Raw genomic sequence first — 17,577 nt, 5'->3', positions numbered from 1 at the left:
GGCGTCTGAACGCCAATCTCCCCCTCGTGGGGGAGATTGGCAGCTTCATCGCCGATTCAAATCATCTCCAGCCCGCGTTTGCGGCCCGGCGGCGGGAAGGCGCGGTCGAGGTCGGCGAGGTCCTCGCCTGTCAGCTTGATCTCGAGCGCCGCGACATTCTGGCGGACATGCTCCTGATTGCTGGCCTTGGGAATGGCGATGACGCCTTCCTGGTGCATCACCCAGGCCAGTGCGATTTGTGCCGCGGTCGCACCGTGGCGGGCAGCGACCGCATCTAAACTGGCATTGCGCGCCAAGGCGCCCTGCTCGACCGGCGAATAGGCCATCAAAGGGATGCCGCGTTGCCGGCTCCAGGGCGCCAGATCGAACTCAAGGCCGCGCCGGACCAGATTGTAGAGCACCTGGTTGGTCTGGACGTTACCGCCGTCGGGCAGGCCGACCAGCTCTTCCATCTCCCCGGTGTCGAAATTGCTGACGCCCCAATGACGAATCTTGCCGGCCTTCTTCAGCGCCTCGAAGGCTTCGACGGTTTCGGCCAGGGGCACGCTGCCCGGCCAATGCAGGAGGTAGAGGTCGATGCGGTCGGTGGCGAGGCGCTTCAAGCTGTTCTCGCAGGCGCGCTGCACACCGGCGCGCGAGGCGTTGGAGGGCAGCACCTTCGAGACCAGGAAGACCTCGGCGCGCTGCCCGGCGATGGCTTCGGCCACCACCTCCTCGGCACCGCCGCTGGCGTACATTTCGGCGGTGTCGATCAGCCTGACACCGAGATCGAGGCCAAGCTTGAGGGCATTCACCTCCTCGGTGCGGCGGCGCGAATCCTCGCCCATCTTCCAGGTGCCCTGGCCGAGAACGGGAACGGCTTCGCCGGAGGGCAGCGTGGTGGTTCTGACGCTCGATGGCATGGCAGGCTCCAGTTGAGACCAGATCGCATCACAGGCCGGGCGAGAAATCCAGAAAGGTTCTCGCCCGAGCCGCGAAAGCTTACTTCACCGGATGGGCGGCGAGCCAGTCCTGCATCTGCTTGATCTCGGCTTCCTGCGCCGCGATGACGGCCTCGGCCAGCTTGCGGATCTCTGGGTCCTTGCCATTGGCGAGTTCGACCTTGGCCATGTCGATGGCGCCCTGGTGGTGCGGGATCATGCCGCGGACGAAATCGACGTCGGCATTGCCGGTGTATTTGGAGGCCATCATGTCGGCGTGCATCTTGTCCATCGCCGCCTTGTAGCCTGCGGTCGATGGGCCTTCCGCCCCCGTCGCCATGCCGGCCATGTCGTGCTTCATCTCTTCGCTCTGTGCGGGAACGCTTTCGAGGAAGACGGCGACCAGCATTCCAGCCGCCATCAGCAGCAGCACGATTTTCTTGGCCAAGGTCATTGATGGTCTCCTGTTGATTGGGTTTCGTATTTGGGTGATTGGCTCAAAGTTTCAATGTCCTCAGCCGCAACGCGTTGGCGATCACTGAAACCGAGGACAGGCTCATCGCCGCCGCCGCCAGCATCGGCGACAAAAGCGTGCCGGTCAGCGGATAGAGCACGCCGGCCGCGACCGGCACGCCAAGCACATTGTAGAGGAAGGCGAAGAACAGGTTCTGCCTGATATTGCGGATGGTCGCCTGGGCCAGTGTGCGGGCACGCACGATGCCGTTGAGGTCGCCCTTGACCAAAGTGATGCCGGCGCTTTCGACCGCGACGTCGGCGCCGGTGCCCATGGCGATGCCGACATCGGCGCTGGCCAGGGCCGGTGCGTCGTTGACGCCGTCGCCGGCCATGGCGACGCCGGCGCCCTTGCCGCGCAGTTCCTCCACCAGCGCGCCCTTCTGTTCCGGGAACAGGCCGGCGCGGACCTCGTCGATGCCGAGACTCCTCGCGATCGCATTTGCCGTGCGCTCATTGTCGCCGGTCGCCATGATGATCCTCAAGCCGCTGCCGTGCAGGGCCTTGATCGCCTCGGCGGTGGTCGCCTTCACCGGATCGGCGACGGCGACGATGCCGGCCAGTTTCCTGTCCACGACGACGAACATCGCCGTCTTGCCATCGCCTTGCAGCGCCTCGGCCGTGGCCGAAACGATGGACACGTCGACGCCGAGATCACGCATCATCGCGGCGTTGCCGAGCGCTACATTCCTGCCCGAAACGGCACCGGAAACACCTTTGCCGGTGACCGCCTCGAAGCCGCTGGCTTCGGCGATGCTTACACCACGGGTCGCGGCGCCTTCGACAATAGCCTCGGCCAGGGGATGCTCAGAGCCCTTCTCCAGGCTCGCGGCGAGGCCCAGCAATTCCTCCTCCGAAAATCCATCGGCGGTCACGATGTCCGTCAGTTTCGGCCGGCCTTCGGTCAGTGTCCCCGTCTTGTCGACGATCAGCGTATCGACTGAAGCGAAGCGTTCGAGCGCGGCGGCCTCCTTGATCAGCACGCCTGCGTGGGCGCCGCGTCCGGTGGCGGTCATGATCGACATCGGCGTGGCGAGGCCGAGTGCGCAGGGACAAGCGATGATCAACACCGAGACCGCCGAGACGATGGCGAAGATCAGGCTGGGCTCTGGGCCGAAGGCCGCCCAGGCGACGAACGCGGCGATGGCGACCAGAACGACAGCCGGGACAAAGTAGAAGGAAACGCGGTCGGCCAGCCCTTGTATCGGGGCGCGTGAACGCTGCGCCTTGGCGACCAGTTCGACGATGCGCGAGAGCGTGGTCTCGGCGCCGATGCGCTCGGCGCGCATGATCAGCGAGCCGTTCTTGTTGAGCGTGCCGCCGGTGAGGGCATCACCTTCGGCCTTCTCGACCGGCAACGGTTCGCCCGTGATCATCGATTCGTCGATGGAGGAGCGGCCCTCGAGCACGGTGCCGTCGACCGGCACGGCATCGCCTGGCCGGATGCGCAGGCGCTCGCCGGCCTTGACGCTGTCCAGCGGCACATCGCTCTCGGTGCCGTCTTCGGCAATGCGTCGCGCGCTCTTGGGCGCAAGGTCGAGCAAGGCGCGGATGGCCGAGCCGGTCTTTTCGCGGGCGCGCAGTTCCAGCACCTGGCCGAGGAAGACCAGCGCGACGATGACGGCGGCGGCTTCGAAATAGACCGGCACTGCCCCGCCATGACCGCGGAACTGATGCGGAAAAATGTCCGGGAACAGCGTCGCGACGACGCTGTAGAGATAGGCCGCACCAACGCCGAGCGAAATCAACGTCCACATGTTCGGGCTGCGGTTGCGGATCGAATCCCAGCCGCGGTGAAAGAACGGAAACGCGGCCCAAAGCACCACCGGGCTTGCGAGCGCCAGTTCGATCCAGACTTTTGTCCGGTCATCTATCAGGTTCTCGAAGGACAGACCGATCATCGGCGCCATGGCGACGATGAGAAGGGGCACCGAGAGCACCCCACTGACCCAGAACCGCTTGGTGAAATCGACCAGTTCGGGATTTGGCCCCTCATCGCCTGATGGAACGCCCATCGGCTCAAGCGCCATGCCACAGATCGGGCAGGAGCCGGGCTTGTCACGGATGATCTCGGGATGCATCGGACAAGTGTATTGCGTGCCCTTCGGCATCGCCCGGGGCGCCGGCCTGTCGCCAAGATAGGTTTGGGGTGCCGCTTCGAATTTAGACTTGCAGCCGGCAGAGCAGAAATAGAAGCCTTGGCCGTCATGGCGGACAAAATGCTTTGCCGTAGCGCGGTCCACGCTCATGCCGCATACGGGGTCGATGGCGGTCAGGTATGTTTCCGGCTCGGCCTGAAACTTTGTCCGACAGCCTTCGCTGCAGAAATGATAGAGGCGGCCAGCATGCTGCGATGTCGGCTTGCCGGCGGCTGGATCGACGGTCATGCCGCAGACAGGATCGCGCGTGACGGCGCCGGCATCCACGGCCGCACCTTTTGCCGCACAGCAACCACCATGCGCGTGATGATCGTGATCTGAATGCGTCATTTCGAATGCCTCTATCAAACTGCTTCGAGCCGGAGGTAGTCCTTCCAGTAACTGGAAGGTCAAGGACTGGTTTGAATTTTATTGTCGCGGGTGTCCCGCGCCATGGAAACGCGTCAACCGCCCCCATACCCAGCGCCGCGGAAACGCGCTATAGACGCCGCCCAAAAGGCAAGGCCAACCGGTACCATGGCGAAAATCTCCTTGAAGCTCGACGAACTGATCGACGGCGACGCCTTGCGCCGCGAGATGACCGCGCTGACAGCGGCCACGGCCGGGGACGGCTCGGGATCGACCGCCCGCGCCGGGGTTCTCCAGCTTCTCAAGGGCCGGCTCGCCGCGGGCCGAAAGGTCGCCGAGGCCATGCTGAAGCAGGATGGCGGCGGCAATGCTTGCGCCGAGCGGCTGTCGCATCTGATGGATGAGCTGATCCGGGCGCTCTACGATTTCGCCGCGACCCATGTCTATCGGGTAAAGAACCGCTCGGTCGCCGAACGCATGGCCGTCGTCGCGGTCGGCGGCTACGGGCGCGGCACGCTGGCGCCGGGATCCGACATCGACCTTCTGTTCCTGCTGCCCTACAAGCAGACGCCGTGGGGCGAACAGACAGTCGAATACATGCTCTACATGCTGTGGGACCTGGGGCTGAAGGTCGGCCACGCGACCCGCAACATCGAGGAATGCCTGCGGCTGTCGCGCACCGACATCACCATCCGCACCTCGATCCTGGAAGCGCGCTTCCTGTGGGGTGAGCAGAAGCTTTACGACGAACTGATGCTGCGCTTCGACCATGAGGTGGTGCGCACCACCGGACCGGAATATGTGCAGGCCAAGCTCGCCGAACGCGATGAGCGCCACGCCAAGGCCGGCGAAAGCCGCTATCTGGTCGAGCCCAACGTCAAGGACGGCAAGGGCGGCCTGCGCGACCTGCAGACGCTGTTCTGGATCGGCAAGTACTTCTACCGCGTGCGCACCGGCGAGGAGTTGGTCGAGAAGGGCGTCTTCACGCAGGCCGAATACCGCGAATTCCAGAAGGCCGAGGATTTCCTGTGGGCCGTGCGCTGCCACATGCATTTCCTCACCGGCAAGGCCGAGGAGCGGCTGCATTTCGATATCCAGCGCGAGATCGCGGAGCGGCTGGGCTACACCACCCATCCCGGCCTGTCGGCGGTCGAGCGCTTCATGAAGCACTATTTCCTCGTCGCCAAGGATGTCGGCGACCTGACCCGTATCTTCTGCGCCGCGCTCGAAGAGGAGCAGGCCAAGCATGTGCCGGGCTTCAACCGCATCTTCCTCACCTTCCAGCGCCGCAAGCGCAAGCTTGCCGGCACGTCGGATTTCATCGTCGACAACCACCGCATCAACATCGCCGACGACCAGGTGTTCGAGCGCGATCCGGTCAATCTCTTGCGGCTGTTCTGGTTCGCCGACAAGCACGGGCTGGAATTCCACCCCGACGCGCTGAAGCTGCTCACCCGCTCGCTCGGCCTGGTCAACAAGTCGCTGCGGCGCGACGAGGAGGCCAACCGGCTGTTCCTCGACATCCTGACCTCGGACCGCAATGCCGAGCTCAATTTGCGCCGCATGAACGAGGCGGGGTTGCTCGGCCGGCTGATCCCCGATTTCGGCAAGATCGTCGCCATGATGCAGTTCTCGATGTACCATCACTACACGGTCGACGAGCATCTGATCCGCTGCATCGGCGTGCTGGCCGAGATCGAGCGCGGCGACGGCGAGAAGGTGCATCCGCTGTCGCATTCGCTGATGCCGGGACTGAGAAAGAGCCGCGAGGCGCTCTACGTCGCCGTGCTGCTGCACGACATCGCCAAGGGCAGGCCGGAGGACCATTCGGAAGCCGGCGCCCGGATCGCCCGGCGCATCTGCCCGCATATGGGACTTTCGACCGCGGACACGGAAACGGTGGCCTGGCTGGTCGAGAACCATCTGGTGATGTCGATGACGGCGCAGACGCGCGATCTCAACGATCGCAAGACGATCGAGGACTTCGCCTCGATCGTGCAGTCCGTCGAGCGGCTGAAGCTGCTTCTCATCCTCACCGTCTGCGACATCAGGGGCGTCGGACCGGGAGTCTGGAACGGCTGGAAGGGCCAGTTGCTGCGCACTCTGTACTACGAGACCGAACTGCTGCTCACCGGCGGCTTCTCGGAAGTGTCGCGCGCCCAGCGCACTTCCGCGGCGCGCGAGCGCCTGGCCGAAGCGCTCGCCGGCTGGCCCGACAAGATCCGCAAACGCTATGTCGGCCTGCACTATGAGAACTACCTGCTGACCGTCGACCTGCCGGACCAGCTTCGCCACGCCGAATTCATCCGCGAGGCGGATGCGTCCGGCAACAAGCTTGCCACCATGGTCAAGACGCACCAGTTCGAGGCGGTGACCGAGATCACCGTGCTGGCGCAGGACCATCCGCGCCTGCTGTCGGTGATCGCCGGCGCCTGTGCGGCGGCCGGCGGCAACATCGTCGACGCGCAGATCTTCACCACCTCGGACGGCCGCGCGCTGGACACGATCCTGATCTCGAGGGAGTTCGACCGCGACGAGGACGAGCGCCGGCGTGCCGAGCGCGTCGGGCGGCTGATCGAGGACGTGCTGTCGGGCAAGAGCTGGCTGCCGGAGATGATCGAGAAGCGCACCAAGCCCAAGCGCGGCGCCAAGGTCTTCCGGATCGCGCCGCGCGCCGAAATCCGCAACACGCTGTCGAACCGATTTTCGGTGATCGAGGTCGAAGGGCTGGACCGGCCGGGTCTGTTGTCGGAGATCACCGGAACACTCTCCGACCTGTCGCTCGACATCGCGTCGGCCCACATCACCACCTTCGGCGAAAAGGTGATCGACACGTTCTACGTCACCGATCTTACCGGCCAGAAGATCGACAGCCCGTCACGCACCACCACCATCCGCAACAGGCTGACGGCGACGCTCGAGGGCACGGCCTCCGAACGCGGCAGCAGGACCAAGGCGGCCGCCGAGTGAGCGCCACCATCACTTTGTCCCAATCGCGCAGGCAGTCTCCAAACGCATGAGCCTCGTCAAGAAATTCGCAACGGTCGCTTCCGGCACGCTGATGAGCCGCGCGCTCGGTTTCGGCCGCGAGATGCTGATGGCGGCGGCGCTGGGCACCGGACCGGTGGCCGACGCCTTCAACGCCGCCTTCCAGTTTCCCAACACCTTTCGCCGGCTGTTCGCCGAAGGCGCCTTCAACGCCGCCTTCGTGCCGCTGTTCGCCAAGGAAATCGAGACGCACGGCACCGACGGCGCCAAGCGCTTCTCGGAGGAAGTGTTCGGGGTGCTGTTCACGGCGCTGCTGGCGCTGACCATCGCCATGGAACTGGCGATGCCGCTGATCGTGCGCTACCTGGTGGCGCCGGGTTTCGCCGACACGCCGGGCAAGTTCGAGACGACCGTCACGCTGGCGACGATCATGTTCCCCTATCTCATCTGCATGTCGCTGGCCGCCATGATGGCGGGCATGCTGAATTCGCTGCGCCGCTATTTCGCCGCGGCGATCGCGCCAGCCTTCCTCAACATCATCCTGATCAGCGTGCTTGGCTATGCCTGGTATCATGGGCTGGATGCGCATGCCGTCGGCTTCAGCCTGTCCTGGGGCGTTCTGGCGGCGGGCCTCGTGCAGCTCGCCATCGTCTGGGTGGCGGTGCGCAACGCCGGCATCTCGATCGGCTTCCGCCGGCCGAAGATGACGCCGAACGTGAAGCGGCTCCTTATCCTGGCGCTGCCGGCCGCGATCACCGGCGGCATCACCCAGATCAACCAGCTGATCGGCACGGCGATCGCGTCGGCGCAGGACAGCGCGGTGTCCTCGCTCGCCTATGCCGACCGCGTCTACCAGCTGCCGCTCGGCGTGGTCGGCGTCGCCGTTGCGATCGTGCTGTTGCCGGAACTGTCGCGTGCGCTGAAGTCGGGCAATCTGATCGAGGCGGCCAATCTGCAGAACCGCTCGGTCGAATTCACCTTGTTCATGACCTTGCCGGCTGCGGTGGCGCTCTGGGTCATGTCTGAGCCGATCGTGCGGCTGGTCTATGAGCGCGGCGCGTTCGCCGCCAACCATTCGACGCCTGTCGTGGCGGCGATCCTGGCGATCTTCGGGCTCGGCCTGCCGGCCTTCGTGCTGATCAAGGCGTTCACCCCGGGCTATTTCGCCCGCGAGGACACGCGCACGCCGATGATCTTCGCCGCCATCTCGGTGGCGGTGAACGTCGCCACCGCGCTGACGCTGTTTCCGAGAATGGGTGCGCCCGGCATCGCCGTGGCCTCGGCAGTAGCCGGCTGGGTCAACGCGCTGATGCTGCTCGGAGTGCTGATCCGGCGCGGCCATTGGGGCCGCGACGTGCCGCTCTTGAAGCGCATTCCGCGCCTGGTGCTCGCGGCGGCGGTGATGGGCGTCGCCCTCTATTTCGCCGAACACTGGCTGGCCGCCAGGCTCGGCCCAGGCTCGCCGCTGGTCGTCAAGGCGACGACGCTGCTGGGGCTGGTGGCCGGCGGGGCGCTGCTCTACTTCGTCACGGCCTTTGCCAGCGGCGGTGCCGATTTCGGCATGATCCGCCGCAATGTGAAGCGCAAGGGATCGCCAGTGCCTAAGGAACAGTCTCCAGATCCGTAAGCCGGAATTCGTCGGCCGTCGAGAGCATCGGAACGGCGTAGTAGCGCGCGCAGGCATAGTGAAAACAGTCCGCCAAGTTCAGTCTGATGGCGTTGTTCCGAAACCGCGACGCAGCCCCAACGGACAGAGATGTTGCCTCAGAGGCGGGCGGGAGGTCGCGCAAGGCGATGGCCCGTTCGTCAAGAAACCGACTAACTATCTGTACACTCAATTCGACCGGTATACCCAGCTTTTCCGATCGCGAAAGCGCCATTGCGGCTTCCCAGACCGCGATTGCCGACGTGAAAGGAGCCGACGCTTCCACGACTGCCTGCGCGCAGCGCTGAGCTTCGGCCTCATCGCTCAGCATCGCGACGATAGCGGCTGCGTCGACAAACATCAGTCTTCGCCGGACATTTCGTCGTAGACTGAGCGAGGCAGCGGATTGCGGGCTTGATCGCTCAGTTCGATTCCGAACTCGGCACGAAGCCGTGCTGCCGTCTCCAATGGCGTCTCCCGGTTGCGGCGGCGCTCCAGGGCTTCACGCATGGCGATGACGATCGCCTCGGTAATGCCAACGCCTTCGACTCTGGCGAAGGCGCGCGTCAGGCTGTCTGCCTCCTTGTTATTGATGTTGATCGTCATCACACCCAACTCGATATAGAACAACTTATGTAGCAACCTACATCAACATGTCAACATCACAAGAGGCCTTACGCCCTGGGGAGGGCTCTTGATCCTCTCCGCGCTCTCGTCCATAAGCGCGCCGTCGCAAGACTTTCGCCGCGCGTGGTTTCCAGCCGCGTGTTTGGCTCCGAAAAGTCTGCAACTTTTCGGAATCACGCTTATACGGCCCTCCACAAGCCACGAGGAAACCATGCCCGCCTTCAAGCCACTCGTCTTCTCCGGCGTCCAGCCGACCGGCAATCTGCATCTCGGCAACTATCTCGGCGCCATCAAGAAATTCGTCGCCCTGCAGGACACGTCCGACTGCATCTACTGCGTCGTCGACCTGCATTCGCTGACGGCCCAGCTGGTCTATGACGATCTCAGGGACCAGACGCGCTCCATCACCGCGGCATTCCTGGCCTCCGGCATCGATCCCAAGAAGCACATCGTCTTCAACCAGTCGCGGGTGATGCAGCACGCCGAGCTCGCCTGGATTTTCAATTGCGTCGCGCGCATCGGCTGGATGAACAAGATGACGCAGTTCAAGGACAAGGCCGGCAAGGACCGCGAGAACGCCTCGCTCGGACTGCTTGCCTATCCCTCGCTGATGGCAGCCGACATCCTGCTCTACCGCGCCACCCATGTGCCGGTCGGCGAGGACCAGAAGCAGCATCTGGAACTGACGCGCGACATCGCCCAGAAATTCAACAACGACTTCTCGGACCGCATCGCCGGTCTTGGCGTCGGCGTCGAAATGAGGATAGGCGAGGAGACCGTGAACGGCTATTTCCCGATCACCGAGCCGGTCATCGGCGGGCCGGCGGCGCGCATCATGAGCCTGCGCGACGGCTCCAAGAAAATGTCGAAGTCGGACCCGTCGGATCTGTCCCGCATCAATCTGACCGACGATGCCGACGCCATCTCCAAGAAGATCCGCAAGGCCAAGACCGATCCGGAAGCCTTGCCGAGCGAAGTGGACGGCCTCTCCACCCGGCCGGAAGCGGAAAACCTGGTCGGCATCTATGCGGGCCTCGCCGACATATCGAAAGAGGCGGTGCTGAAGGAGTTCGGCGGCCAGCAGTTTTCGGTGTTCAAACCGGCATTGGCCGACCTGGCGGTCGAAAAACTGGCGCCGGTCGCCGCCGAAATGCGCCGCATTTCCGATGACCGCGCCTATGTCGACGCGGTGCTGCGGGACGGCGGCGAGCGCGCCGGCGTGCTGGCCGAAGCGACGATGAAGACTGTGCGCGACATCATCGGGCTGCTGCAGGACTGATCCGCATCGTTAGACACCATCATACCGGCCAAAGACCGGCGGCTTGCCGCCGGTCAGCCGCGGTGGCAGATTGCGGCCGAAATGACATCGAGTAAATAGACATGGTCTCCAAACGCCTCAGCCGCGAAGCCGGACATCGCCGCAAGTTCCTGGCGATCATCGACGACACGCCCGAATGCGAGCGCGCGGTCGCCTACGCCTCGAAGCGGGCGCTGAGCACCAGCGGCGTGCTGGTTCTGCTCTATGTCATCGAACCGGACGACTTCCAGCACTGGCTGGGCGTCGAGAAGATCATGCGCGAGGAGGCGACCGCCACCGCACGCACCGCGCTCGACAGCTATGCCAACAAGGTGCGCCAGAAGCTCGGCATCGAACCGGAGATGGTGGTGCGCGAGGGCAAGCCCACCGAAGAGATCCACAAGCTGATCGAGGAAGACCAGGATATCGCCATCCTGGTGCTGGCTGCCGGCGCCGGCAAGGAAGGGCCGGGGCCGCTGGTCGGCGCGGTGGCCGGCAAGGGCGCGGCCTTCCCTATCCCGGTGACCGTGGTGCCGCAAAACCTTTCGGACGAGGAAATCGACAGCCTCGCTTGAAGCCCGCCAGGGATTTCGATCCCCAGCCAGCAAAAACATTCCGCCAGCCAGCCGTTCGGGCGACGCGTTTCGCTTGAATGTCCAGCCGATAGAGCTTATTTAGAATTATTCCAAACTATCTGCCCGAGACGGGCACGGAGACGGCCATGTTCATCCAGACCGAATCGACGCCAAACCCGGCGACGCTGAAATTCCTGCCCGGCAAGGAAGTGCTTTTGGAAGGCACCGCCGATTTCCGCGATGCCGACAGTGCGGCGACGGCCTCGCCGCTGGCCGGCCGGCTGTTCGAAATACCGGGCGTCACCGGCGTCTTCTTCGGCTACGACTTCATCACCGTGACCAAAGACGGGCCCGACTGGCAGCATCTGAAGCCGGCGATCCTGGGCGCCATCATGGAGCATTTCATGTCCGGCGCGCCTGTCATGGCCAATGCCGGCCCGGCCGCGGAGACCAGCCAGACCGGCGAGTTCTACGACAAGGCCGACGAGGAACTCGTCATCACCATCAAGGAGCTGCTCGACACGCGGGTGCGCCCGGCAGTGGCCCAGGATGGCGGCGACATCACCTTCCGCGGCTTCGAGAACGGCACCGTGTTCCTGCACATGAAGGGCGCCTGCGCCGGCTGTCCGTCATCGACGGCGACGCTGAAGCACGGCATCCAGAACCTGCTCCGCCACTTCGTTCCCGAGGTCCAGCAGGTCGAACAGGTCGCCTGATTCTAAGGCGCAGCCCTCCGCTATGGCTCCGGGCATTCGTCGTTCTAAAAACCAAATCGTCGGCTTTTGGTTGCCTATGGCAACCTCTCCTCACCAACAAAAAACCGGGCCGAATTGCCCGGTTTTCTGCTGGGGACGTCCGTTGTTGCCTAGACGGTCCGCGTACGAACGGTTTTGACCATGAACCTCGCGGTCACGGTCAGAGAACGATGACCTTGGCGCCGACCTCGGCGCGATCGTAAAGGTCGATGATGTCCTGATTCATCAGCCGGATACAGCCCGACGACATCGCCTTGCCGATCGAGTTCCATTCCGGGCTGCCATGCAGGCGATAGCCCATGTCGCCGCCCTTGTTGAACAGGTAAAGAGCGCGCGCGCCGAGCGGGTTCTTCAGGCCCGGCTCCATGCCGCCGGCGAACTTGGCGAGTTCCGGCTGGCGCTTGATCATCTGCGACGGCGGCGTCCAGGTCGGCCATTCGCGCTTGATGGCGACCCGGGCGGTGCCATGCCACTCGAAGCCCTCGCGGCCGACGCCGATGCCGTAGCGAATTGCCCGGCCGTCACCCTCGACGAAGTAGAGGAACTTGTTCTGCGTATCGACGATGATGGTGCCCGGCTTTTCCTTGGTGTCGTAGTTCACCTCCTGGCGGTGATACTTCGCGGGCACCTTTTCGATCGGGATACGGGGCAGCTGGTAGCCGGAATCGGTCACCGCGCCGTAGTCGTTGGAGAATATCTGCCCGCCAATGGTGCTGCAACCGGCGAGTGCCGTGGACAGCGCCAGTGCGGCAATGACTGCAAGCGACTTCATGCGCATGAGGTGATCCGTGCCCCGCCAAACGTCCGCGGCACGAGTCGGCCGCTTTCTTGCCATCATTCATGCTGGCATTTGCTTTGCTTGCCAAGTACGCGATGCTTATATGCAAGACCTCACCTGCCGGTAAGCCAGCAACTGCGGCATTTCGGCAACAGCCTTCACTGGATTGTGAAGGAAATTCAATGGCCCTGACTTTCGGGCCTGCAGGAAATCGAGGAACAGCCCATGAATGTCGGCGACGCCGCCCAGCGCTCCGGCCTGCCAGCCAAGACCATCCGCTATTACGAGGAAATCGGCCTGATCGCGCCTGCGCGTGCCGGCAACGGCTATCGCGACTATTCAGGCGACGACATCCATCGGCTGACCTTCCTGCGCCGCGCGCGCAACCTCGGCTTTTCCATCGACGATTGCCGCCAGTTGATGGCGCTCTACCAGGACTGCAGCCGCGCCAGCCACGACGTGCGCGAGATCGCCACCGCCCATGTCAGGGCGATCGAGGAGAAGGTGCGCGAGCTGCAATCGATGCGATCGACCCTGCAGAAGCTCGTCCAGGCCTGCCATGGCGACGAGCGGCCGGACTGCCCGATCATCGACGACATTGCGGGAACCGCGCCGCTCGGCGACAAAGCCATCACGGCCGCGTAGGATCCGTGCCGGCCAAGCCAGATTGCCTGTCGGTTACTTGGGGGAAGAATGCCGATGGTCTCGATGACTGTCGAACTGCACAATGTCGAAGGTACCGAAGCCGCCATGGGCTGGGCCGGCGGCCACACGATCGTCGTCGACCGGCCCGAGGGCAAGGCCGGCGGCATGGGCCTGGGCTTCAATGGCGGCCAGTTGCTGGCGCTGGCGATTGGCGGCTGCTTCTGCAACGACCTTCGCTATGTCGCCGACGAGATCGGCGTAAAGCTCGGCAGGATCGCCGTTTCGGTGAGGCTCGACCTCGACGGCAAGCCCCTGCTGGCGACCGCGGCAAGGATGACGGTTTCCTGCGAGACCTTGGACGGGTCCGACCCCCAAAGGATCATTGATCGTGCCAGCGTGGTTTCGACAGTCAGCAACTCGTTGCGCCAGGGCGTGCCGGTTACGATCGAAACGACCGGGCCTGGTCGCTCATAGGCGATTATATATTTGACAGACCCCCGTTACAGATAGACGATCTGTGTGGTACATGGGGATTCGGTGACTCGGGGGCGTGGTCAGTGGGGTCTGACAAGCAAGAAGCGCGTGGCTGGTGGATGGTGCCATGGGCACTGGCGGTTGCGATAGCAGCCGCAATTGGCTGGGCTATTCAGGCGCTATCGCCAGCAACAGTAACTATAGGATCGGGCCTTCTCGGCGTCATCGCGGCCTTGATCCTTTGTCTATTTCTCGGGACGGCGCTGCATCTCTACTATGGCCGCCCATCCGCCGGTCTCATAAAGCCGCGCGTACTGCTCTTCAAAAAGGAATCGTTGGGGCTGTTTGTGATCTCTCCAGCCGATTGGCTGATGTACGGTGCTGCTTACACACTGTTCGTTGCGGAGAACGATGGTTTCGAGCGGCTACTAGGCGTCGGCGAGGTACTGATCAGGCAGGACGACAAAAATGTTCAGCTATTGATTAGAGATCGAGCCGCAAGCGCTGAAGAGGCGTGGAAGAGCCTAGACGGAGGCTCCAAAGACCACTTCGGGAAAATCATTATCAAGCCGGGTGCCCCTAGAATGGGGTGGATCACACATGAAGCAAGCTAAAGTCGCCAAAGTGATCAACGAATACAAAGTCGTCCTGAACATTGGCCAGGAGGACGGCGTCAAAATGCATGAGGACTTTATCCTTTATCGACAAGGTGAGGAAATCACTGATCCCGATAGCGGTGAAAAACTTGGCGTGTTTGAAGAGGTAATCGGACGCGGCATCATCACTTACGTTCAAGAACGCATAGCGACTTTGGAATCGTCGGAAATGCGAGAAGGCGGCCGGAAGGTAATACGCAAATCTTCAAGTCTGTCGAGTTTGCAGGGATTGTTTGCTCCCACGACAGAAGAGGTTGTGGAAATGCCAGACCAGACCAAGCCATTCCAGCGTGCAATGGTCGGAGACCTTGCGAAGCGCATTTAGACCAGCCTAGTCATCTTTGCGCTTCTTATCGTCCTTCGGCGGCGCCGACTTCGCCACCTTCTTAATCGCCGCGTTCAAAGGCTCTTCGGAATCGACCGTTTCAATCTCGCGCGCTAGCTCGCGAAATTTCTCTATCTGTGTATTCTTTGCTTGTTTTTCTGGCATATGAGTACCTGCATGGATTTGTTGTCGGGCGGAATTGATCTCTTTTACATCGATGAGTCGGCCAAGCACCCCCTGTACGCAGCTACAGCGGTGACGGTTCCTTTCTTGCGCCGAAGCGGCTTTCTAGGCGGTTGGCGATTTGTTTGGCCAGAATACCAGAAAAAGGTCGAGGATTGGAGGCGGGCGCTTTCGAAAAACCACGGCATTCGTTTCAGGGAAGAGCTGCATGCATACCAGCTTGTCAAAGGCCAAGGGTTGCTAAGGCGCAACTGGCGCAACCTGCTCCCGGATGACGCGGTTACGCTCTACAAAGACGCCCTCGCGACTGCAAATTTCCTCCCCGACGCCTCGATAATAACGGCCTTCGCGACCGACCAGTCTCAGTTCGCTGGCGAGTCTGGCATTGGCGTCTGCATGCTTACGCTCTTCCAACGAATGCGGTCACAATGCCAAGCCAGGAATACGAATGGGCTCGTCTTTTTCGATGAGGGCCACAAGAGCTATCTGACTGCCTTCCGAAAGGCACAAAAATATCTGCCGACTGGTTCGGCTATCGGCGGGTGGGGCGGCAAGGCGACGAAAAACATGCCGCTTAGCATGTTCCCAAAAGATGCCAACATAAAGCATTCCGACATGTCGTATTTCATGCAGTTAGCCGACTTAATCGTGTATGCGGCCAGCATGAAGATACAGCAAGAGCGAGGAGAGCTTGCCGCCAAACGCGTGGCAAGGGGCCACCACGAGATTTACGATTCTCTCCCCAGAACCGTCATAAATCTGCGAGCCACGAAGAAGCGGAATGACGGCATAGCCTCGATATAAAAGGCCGTCCTTAGATCCCCTCCAAGGACGGCCCTTATTAGTCCCACGCACTCCGTGTCACACGCAGATCGACGGCGCTGCGGGCAGACATAAAGTAGCACTGTCATGGGCCGAATTGAATCCCTGTGGAAAAAGAAATTTAGGAGATTCAACGCTTGTACCGCTTCCGAAACGGTTCCCCCTTCCAGAGCGGAAGATTTAGCTGCACCGGTTTCCGGTAATGCTCTTTCTTCGCATCAAGCAGGTTGACGATAGGTGAGACGCTTGCCCTTCGCACCCTTCAGGGCGATGAGCGAACGAACGTTGTCATCGATGCCCATGGCAACGCGGTTCGAATAGCGGAAGTCGAATTCCGCCAGATAGCGGTGCAGATGGTGTTCCGCGCAATGCTGGTAGACGCCCTTCATGCCGCGCTTGAAGATCGAGAAATAGCCTTCAATCGTGTTGGTGTGGACGTTGCCGCGAACGTATTCGTCCTTGGAATGCGTGACGAATTCATGCGAGGCGAAATCCTGGTGAGCGCGGCGATAGATACCGCTCTCGTCGGTCATGAGCGCGCTCTCCCGCGCGATGTTGGCGCGGACGATTGGCATGACGTTGCCCATGCGAGCGGTATCAACATGGAAGGAACGGGCCTTGCCGCCGCGCTCGACCAGCGTGACGACAGTGTTCTTGTGAGCGCTGCCGCCCTTCTTCACAGGCGTACCGGCGAGACGGCCAATGTAGGTTTCATCAACCTCAACGAACTTGCCAGCGCCGCCCATGGGCGTGAAGTCATCCGAGCGCATGGCTTCGCGAATGCGATGGCAGAGGAACCACGCGGTCTTGTAAGTGATTTCCAGAGCGCGGTGCAGTTGATGAGCCGAAACGCCCTTCTTGCTGGCGCACATGGCGTGCAAAGCCTGAAGCCAGATGTGCAGCGGGAGCTTGGACTCCTCGAAGATCGTGCCCATGCGAACGGTGAACTTCTTGCGGCAATCCGAGCACTTGTAGAGGCCGTGGATTTCTAGGCCGTGCGGGTTCTTCTTGGAGGGCTTCGTGCGGCCACCCTTCAAGGCGTAGTGCTTTTCCATCGAGCCGCAATGGTAGCAAACCGGACCCTGCGGCCACAGCATGCCCTCGACATGCTCAAATGCAGCGGCTTCGTCGTGGAAGTAGGGGCGGGACAGAATGGACATAGCGATAACTCCTTGGAATCGTTATCGCATATCGAATTGGGTCTGTCAAATATATAATCGCCCGCTCATAACGGGTTCAAACCATGAACAAAATCTGGCATGGTGCCGCCATGCCAATCATCTCACCGATTCCCCTCAACCCTCTGATCGACGGTCGCCAGTCCGAACGCGCCATGCTGGTGCGGCGCGGCGTGCAGCGGCTGCTCCGCGAAATGGGCGCGCATGTGCTGCCTGAACTGTCGCTGGCCACCGGCCGCCGCGCCGACCTTGTCGCGCTGACCCGCCAGGGCGACATCTGGATCATCGAGATCAAATCCTCGATCGAGGATTTTCGCGTCGACCGCAAATGGCCCGACTACCGGCTGCACTCCGACCGCTTCTTCTTCGCCACCCATCCCGGCGTGCCGGCGGAGATCTTTCCCGAAGAATGCGGCTTCATCCTCTCCGACGGCTACGGCGCCGAGATTTTGCGAGAGGCTCCCGAGCACCGCATGGCGGCGGCGACGCGCAAGGCGCTGATGCTGCGCATCGCGCGGGCCGGTGCCGCGCGGCTGCTGGCGGCGGAGCTCGCCGGGGTGGCTGTGCCGGCGCTGGAGGGGGAGAGCGAGTAGGAGTGCGCCGTGGCGGCGACAAAAGCCTGTCCCCGTCACCAGCCCGACATGGGCGGCTTTTGGCACCTGCCGACCCGCTTGAGACAAATTTTTTCT

At 62.4% G+C, this 17,577-nt stretch carries 19 protein-coding genes; 11 read left to right on the top strand and 8 right to left on the bottom strand.

The features are described 5' to 3' along the window. Positions 1–56: 56 nt before the first annotated feature. The 3 genes from LB566_RS14000 to LB566_RS13990 form a co-directional block, all read right to left on the bottom strand. Positions 57–902 carry an aldo/keto reductase gene (locus LB566_RS14000; RefSeq protein ID WP_224624818.1) on the bottom strand — a complete coding sequence of 282 codons (846 nt, stop codon included), beginning with the start codon at positions 900–902 and terminating at the stop codon, positions 57–59. A gap of 79 nt (positions 903–981) precedes the next feature. Continuing rightward, the gene (locus LB566_RS13995) at positions 982–1,374 is read right to left on the bottom strand and encodes a DUF305 domain-containing protein (RefSeq protein WP_140643648.1); all 393 of its coding nucleotides are present in this window, start codon (positions 1,372–1,374) and stop codon (positions 982–984) included. A gap of 43 nt (positions 1,375–1,417) precedes the next feature. Next, complete coding sequence (locus LB566_RS13990; RefSeq protein ID WP_224624817.1) at positions 1,418–3,922, bottom strand: heavy metal translocating P-type ATPase; 2,505 nt, start codon at positions 3,920–3,922, stop codon at positions 1,418–1,420. 186 nt (positions 3,923–4,108) lie between these two features. Between LB566_RS13990 and LB566_RS13985 the strand changes: the two genes are divergently transcribed. Beyond that, positions 4,109–6,910 carry a [protein-PII] uridylyltransferase gene (locus LB566_RS13985; RefSeq protein ID WP_224624816.1) on the top strand — a complete coding sequence of 934 codons (2,802 nt, stop codon included), beginning with the start codon at positions 4,109–4,111 and terminating at the stop codon, positions 6,908–6,910. A gap of 46 nt (positions 6,911–6,956) precedes the next feature. Further along, complete coding sequence (murJ, locus tag LB566_RS13980) at positions 6,957–8,555, top strand: murein biosynthesis integral membrane protein MurJ (protein WP_224624815.1); 1,599 nt, start codon at positions 6,957–6,959, stop codon at positions 8,553–8,555. Here the strand turns inward: murJ and LB566_RS13975 are convergent. Both LB566_RS13975 and LB566_RS13970 read right to left on the bottom strand, forming a co-directional pair. Continuing rightward, positions 8,530–8,934 carry a type II toxin-antitoxin system VapC family toxin gene (locus LB566_RS13975; protein WP_224624814.1) on the bottom strand — a complete coding sequence of 135 codons (405 nt, stop codon included), beginning with the start codon at positions 8,932–8,934 and terminating at the stop codon, positions 8,530–8,532. The genes murJ and LB566_RS13975 overlap by 26 nt on opposite strands. Then, positions 8,934–9,179, bottom strand: a complete 246-nt coding sequence (locus LB566_RS13970; protein WP_140550250.1) for a type II toxin-antitoxin system VapB family antitoxin — start codon at positions 9,177–9,179, stop codon at positions 8,934–8,936. Before LB566_RS13970 ends, LB566_RS13975 begins: the two co-directional genes overlap by 1 nt. Before the next feature lie 232 nt (positions 9,180–9,411). Here LB566_RS13970 and trpS point away from each other — a divergent pair, with 232 nt between their 5' ends. The 3 genes from trpS (at position 9,412) to LB566_RS13955 (ending at position 11,788) form a co-directional block, all read left to right on the top strand. Beyond that, positions 9,412–10,479, top strand: coding sequence for a tryptophan--tRNA ligase (trpS, locus tag LB566_RS13965; RefSeq protein ID WP_224624813.1), 1,068 nt, complete (start codon positions 9,412–9,414; stop codon positions 10,477–10,479). Between the two features lie 101 nt (positions 10,480–10,580). Continuing rightward, positions 10,581–11,072, top strand: a complete 492-nt coding sequence (locus tag LB566_RS13960; protein WP_140497131.1) for a universal stress protein — start codon at positions 10,581–10,583, stop codon at positions 11,070–11,072. A gap of 146 nt (positions 11,073–11,218) precedes the next feature. After that, the gene (locus LB566_RS13955) at positions 11,219–11,788 is read left to right on the top strand and encodes a NifU family protein (protein ID WP_140497133.1); all 570 of its coding nucleotides are present in this window, start codon (positions 11,219–11,221) and stop codon (positions 11,786–11,788) included. A 199-nt stretch (positions 11,789–11,987) separates the two neighbouring features. Here LB566_RS13955 and LB566_RS13950 read toward each other — a convergent pair whose 3' ends face one another. Further along, on the bottom strand, positions 11,988–12,605 hold the full coding sequence (locus LB566_RS13950) for a L,D-transpeptidase (RefSeq protein WP_140550252.1): 618 nt from the start codon (positions 12,603–12,605) through the stop codon (positions 11,988–11,990). A gap of 225 nt (positions 12,606–12,830) precedes the next feature. Here LB566_RS13950 and cueR point away from each other — a divergent pair, with 225 nt between their 5' ends. From cueR to LB566_RS13930, 4 genes are all read left to right on the top strand, one after another. Continuing rightward, a complete protein-coding gene (gene cueR, locus LB566_RS13945; RefSeq protein WP_224624812.1) occupies positions 12,831–13,250 on the top strand; it encodes a Cu(I)-responsive transcriptional regulator in 420 nt (139 codons plus the stop codon). Positions 13,251–13,304: 54 nt separating this feature from the next. Then, positions 13,305–13,724, top strand: coding sequence for an OsmC family protein (locus LB566_RS13940; RefSeq protein ID WP_224624811.1), 420 nt, complete (start codon positions 13,305–13,307; stop codon positions 13,722–13,724). A gap of 83 nt (positions 13,725–13,807) precedes the next feature. Beyond that, positions 13,808–14,338: a hypothetical protein gene (locus LB566_RS13935; protein WP_224624810.1), complete on the top strand. Its 531-nt coding sequence runs from the start codon at positions 13,808–13,810 to the stop codon at positions 14,336–14,338. Continuing rightward, positions 14,325–14,705, top strand: coding sequence for a hypothetical protein (locus LB566_RS13930; RefSeq protein WP_224624809.1), 381 nt, complete (start codon positions 14,325–14,327; stop codon positions 14,703–14,705). The genes LB566_RS13935 and LB566_RS13930 overlap by 14 nt, the downstream gene beginning before the upstream one ends. Before the next feature lie 6 nt (positions 14,706–14,711). Here LB566_RS13930 and LB566_RS13925 read toward each other — a convergent pair whose 3' ends face one another. Further along, positions 14,712–14,870: a hypothetical protein gene (locus LB566_RS13925; RefSeq protein WP_224624808.1), complete on the bottom strand. Its 159-nt coding sequence runs from the start codon at positions 14,868–14,870 to the stop codon at positions 14,712–14,714. Between the two features lie 12 nt (positions 14,871–14,882). Between LB566_RS13925 and LB566_RS13920 the strand changes: the two genes are divergently transcribed. Continuing rightward, positions 14,883–15,692, top strand: a complete 810-nt coding sequence (locus tag LB566_RS13920; protein WP_224624807.1) for a DUF3800 domain-containing protein — start codon at positions 14,883–14,885, stop codon at positions 15,690–15,692. Positions 15,693–15,928: 236 nt separating this feature from the next. Here the strand turns inward: LB566_RS13920 and LB566_RS13915 are convergent, their stop codons facing one another. After that, positions 15,929–16,870: an IS1595 family transposase gene (locus LB566_RS13915; protein WP_224624806.1), complete on the bottom strand. Its 942-nt coding sequence runs from the start codon at positions 16,868–16,870 to the stop codon at positions 15,929–15,931. Between the two features lie 110 nt (positions 16,871–16,980). Between LB566_RS13915 and LB566_RS13910 the strand changes: the two genes are divergently transcribed. Next, positions 16,981–17,481: an MmcB family DNA repair protein gene (locus tag LB566_RS13910; RefSeq protein ID WP_140550491.1), complete on the top strand. Its 501-nt coding sequence runs from the start codon at positions 16,981–16,983 to the stop codon at positions 17,479–17,481. Positions 17,482–17,577: the final 96 nt, after the last annotated feature.

Source organism: Mesorhizobium sp. CA13, assembly GCF_020165235.1.
Classification (GTDB): domain Bacteria; phylum Pseudomonadota; class Alphaproteobacteria; order Rhizobiales; family Rhizobiaceae; genus Mesorhizobium.
The sequence above is the reverse complement of the archived record's forward strand: the minus strand, read 5'-3'. Positions and strand labels throughout refer to the sequence as shown.

Coding starts and splice junctions, on each gene's coding strand:
- LB566_RS14000 (WP_224624818.1), bottom strand. CDS start 902: ATGCCATCGAGCGTCAGAACCACCACGCTGCCCTCCGGCGAAGCCGTT.
- LB566_RS13995 (WP_140643648.1), bottom strand. CDS start 1,374: ATGACCTTGGCCAAGAAAATCGTGCTGCTGCTGATGGCGGCTGGAATG.
- LB566_RS13990 (WP_224624817.1), bottom strand. CDS start 3,922: ATGACGCATTCAGATCACGATCATCACGCGCATGGTGGTTGCTGTGCG.
- LB566_RS13985 (WP_224624816.1), top strand. CDS start 4,109: ATGGCGAAAATCTCCTTGAAGCTCGACGAACTGATCGACGGCGACGCC.
- murJ (WP_224624815.1), top strand. CDS start 6,957: ATGAGCCTCGTCAAGAAATTCGCAACGGTCGCTTCCGGCACGCTGATG.
- LB566_RS13975 (WP_224624814.1), bottom strand. CDS start 8,934: ATGTTTGTCGACGCAGCCGCTATCGTCGCGATGCTGAGCGATGAGGCC.
- LB566_RS13970 (WP_140550250.1), bottom strand. CDS start 9,179: ATGACGATCAACATCAATAACAAGGAGGCAGACAGCCTGACGCGCGCC.
- trpS (WP_224624813.1), top strand. CDS start 9,412: ATGCCCGCCTTCAAGCCACTCGTCTTCTCCGGCGTCCAGCCGACCGGC.
- LB566_RS13960 (WP_140497131.1), top strand. CDS start 10,581: ATGGTCTCCAAACGCCTCAGCCGCGAAGCCGGACATCGCCGCAAGTTC.
- LB566_RS13955 (WP_140497133.1), top strand. CDS start 11,219: ATGTTCATCCAGACCGAATCGACGCCAAACCCGGCGACGCTGAAATTC.
- LB566_RS13950 (WP_140550252.1), bottom strand. CDS start 12,605: ATGCGCATGAAGTCGCTTGCAGTCATTGCCGCACTGGCGCTGTCCACG.
- cueR (WP_224624812.1), top strand. CDS start 12,831: ATGAATGTCGGCGACGCCGCCCAGCGCTCCGGCCTGCCAGCCAAGACC.
- LB566_RS13940 (WP_224624811.1), top strand. CDS start 13,305: ATGGTCTCGATGACTGTCGAACTGCACAATGTCGAAGGTACCGAAGCC.
- LB566_RS13930 (WP_224624809.1), top strand. CDS start 14,325: ATGAAGCAAGCTAAAGTCGCCAAAGTGATCAACGAATACAAAGTCGTC.
- LB566_RS13925 (WP_224624808.1), bottom strand. CDS start 14,870: ATGCCAGAAAAACAAGCAAAGAATACACAGATAGAGAAATTTCGCGAG.
- LB566_RS13920 (WP_224624807.1), top strand. CDS start 14,883: ATGGATTTGTTGTCGGGCGGAATTGATCTCTTTTACATCGATGAGTCG.
- LB566_RS13915 (WP_224624806.1), bottom strand. CDS start 16,870: ATGTCCATTCTGTCCCGCCCCTACTTCCACGACGAAGCCGCTGCATTT.
- LB566_RS13910 (WP_140550491.1), top strand. CDS start 16,981: ATGCCAATCATCTCACCGATTCCCCTCAACCCTCTGATCGACGGTCGC.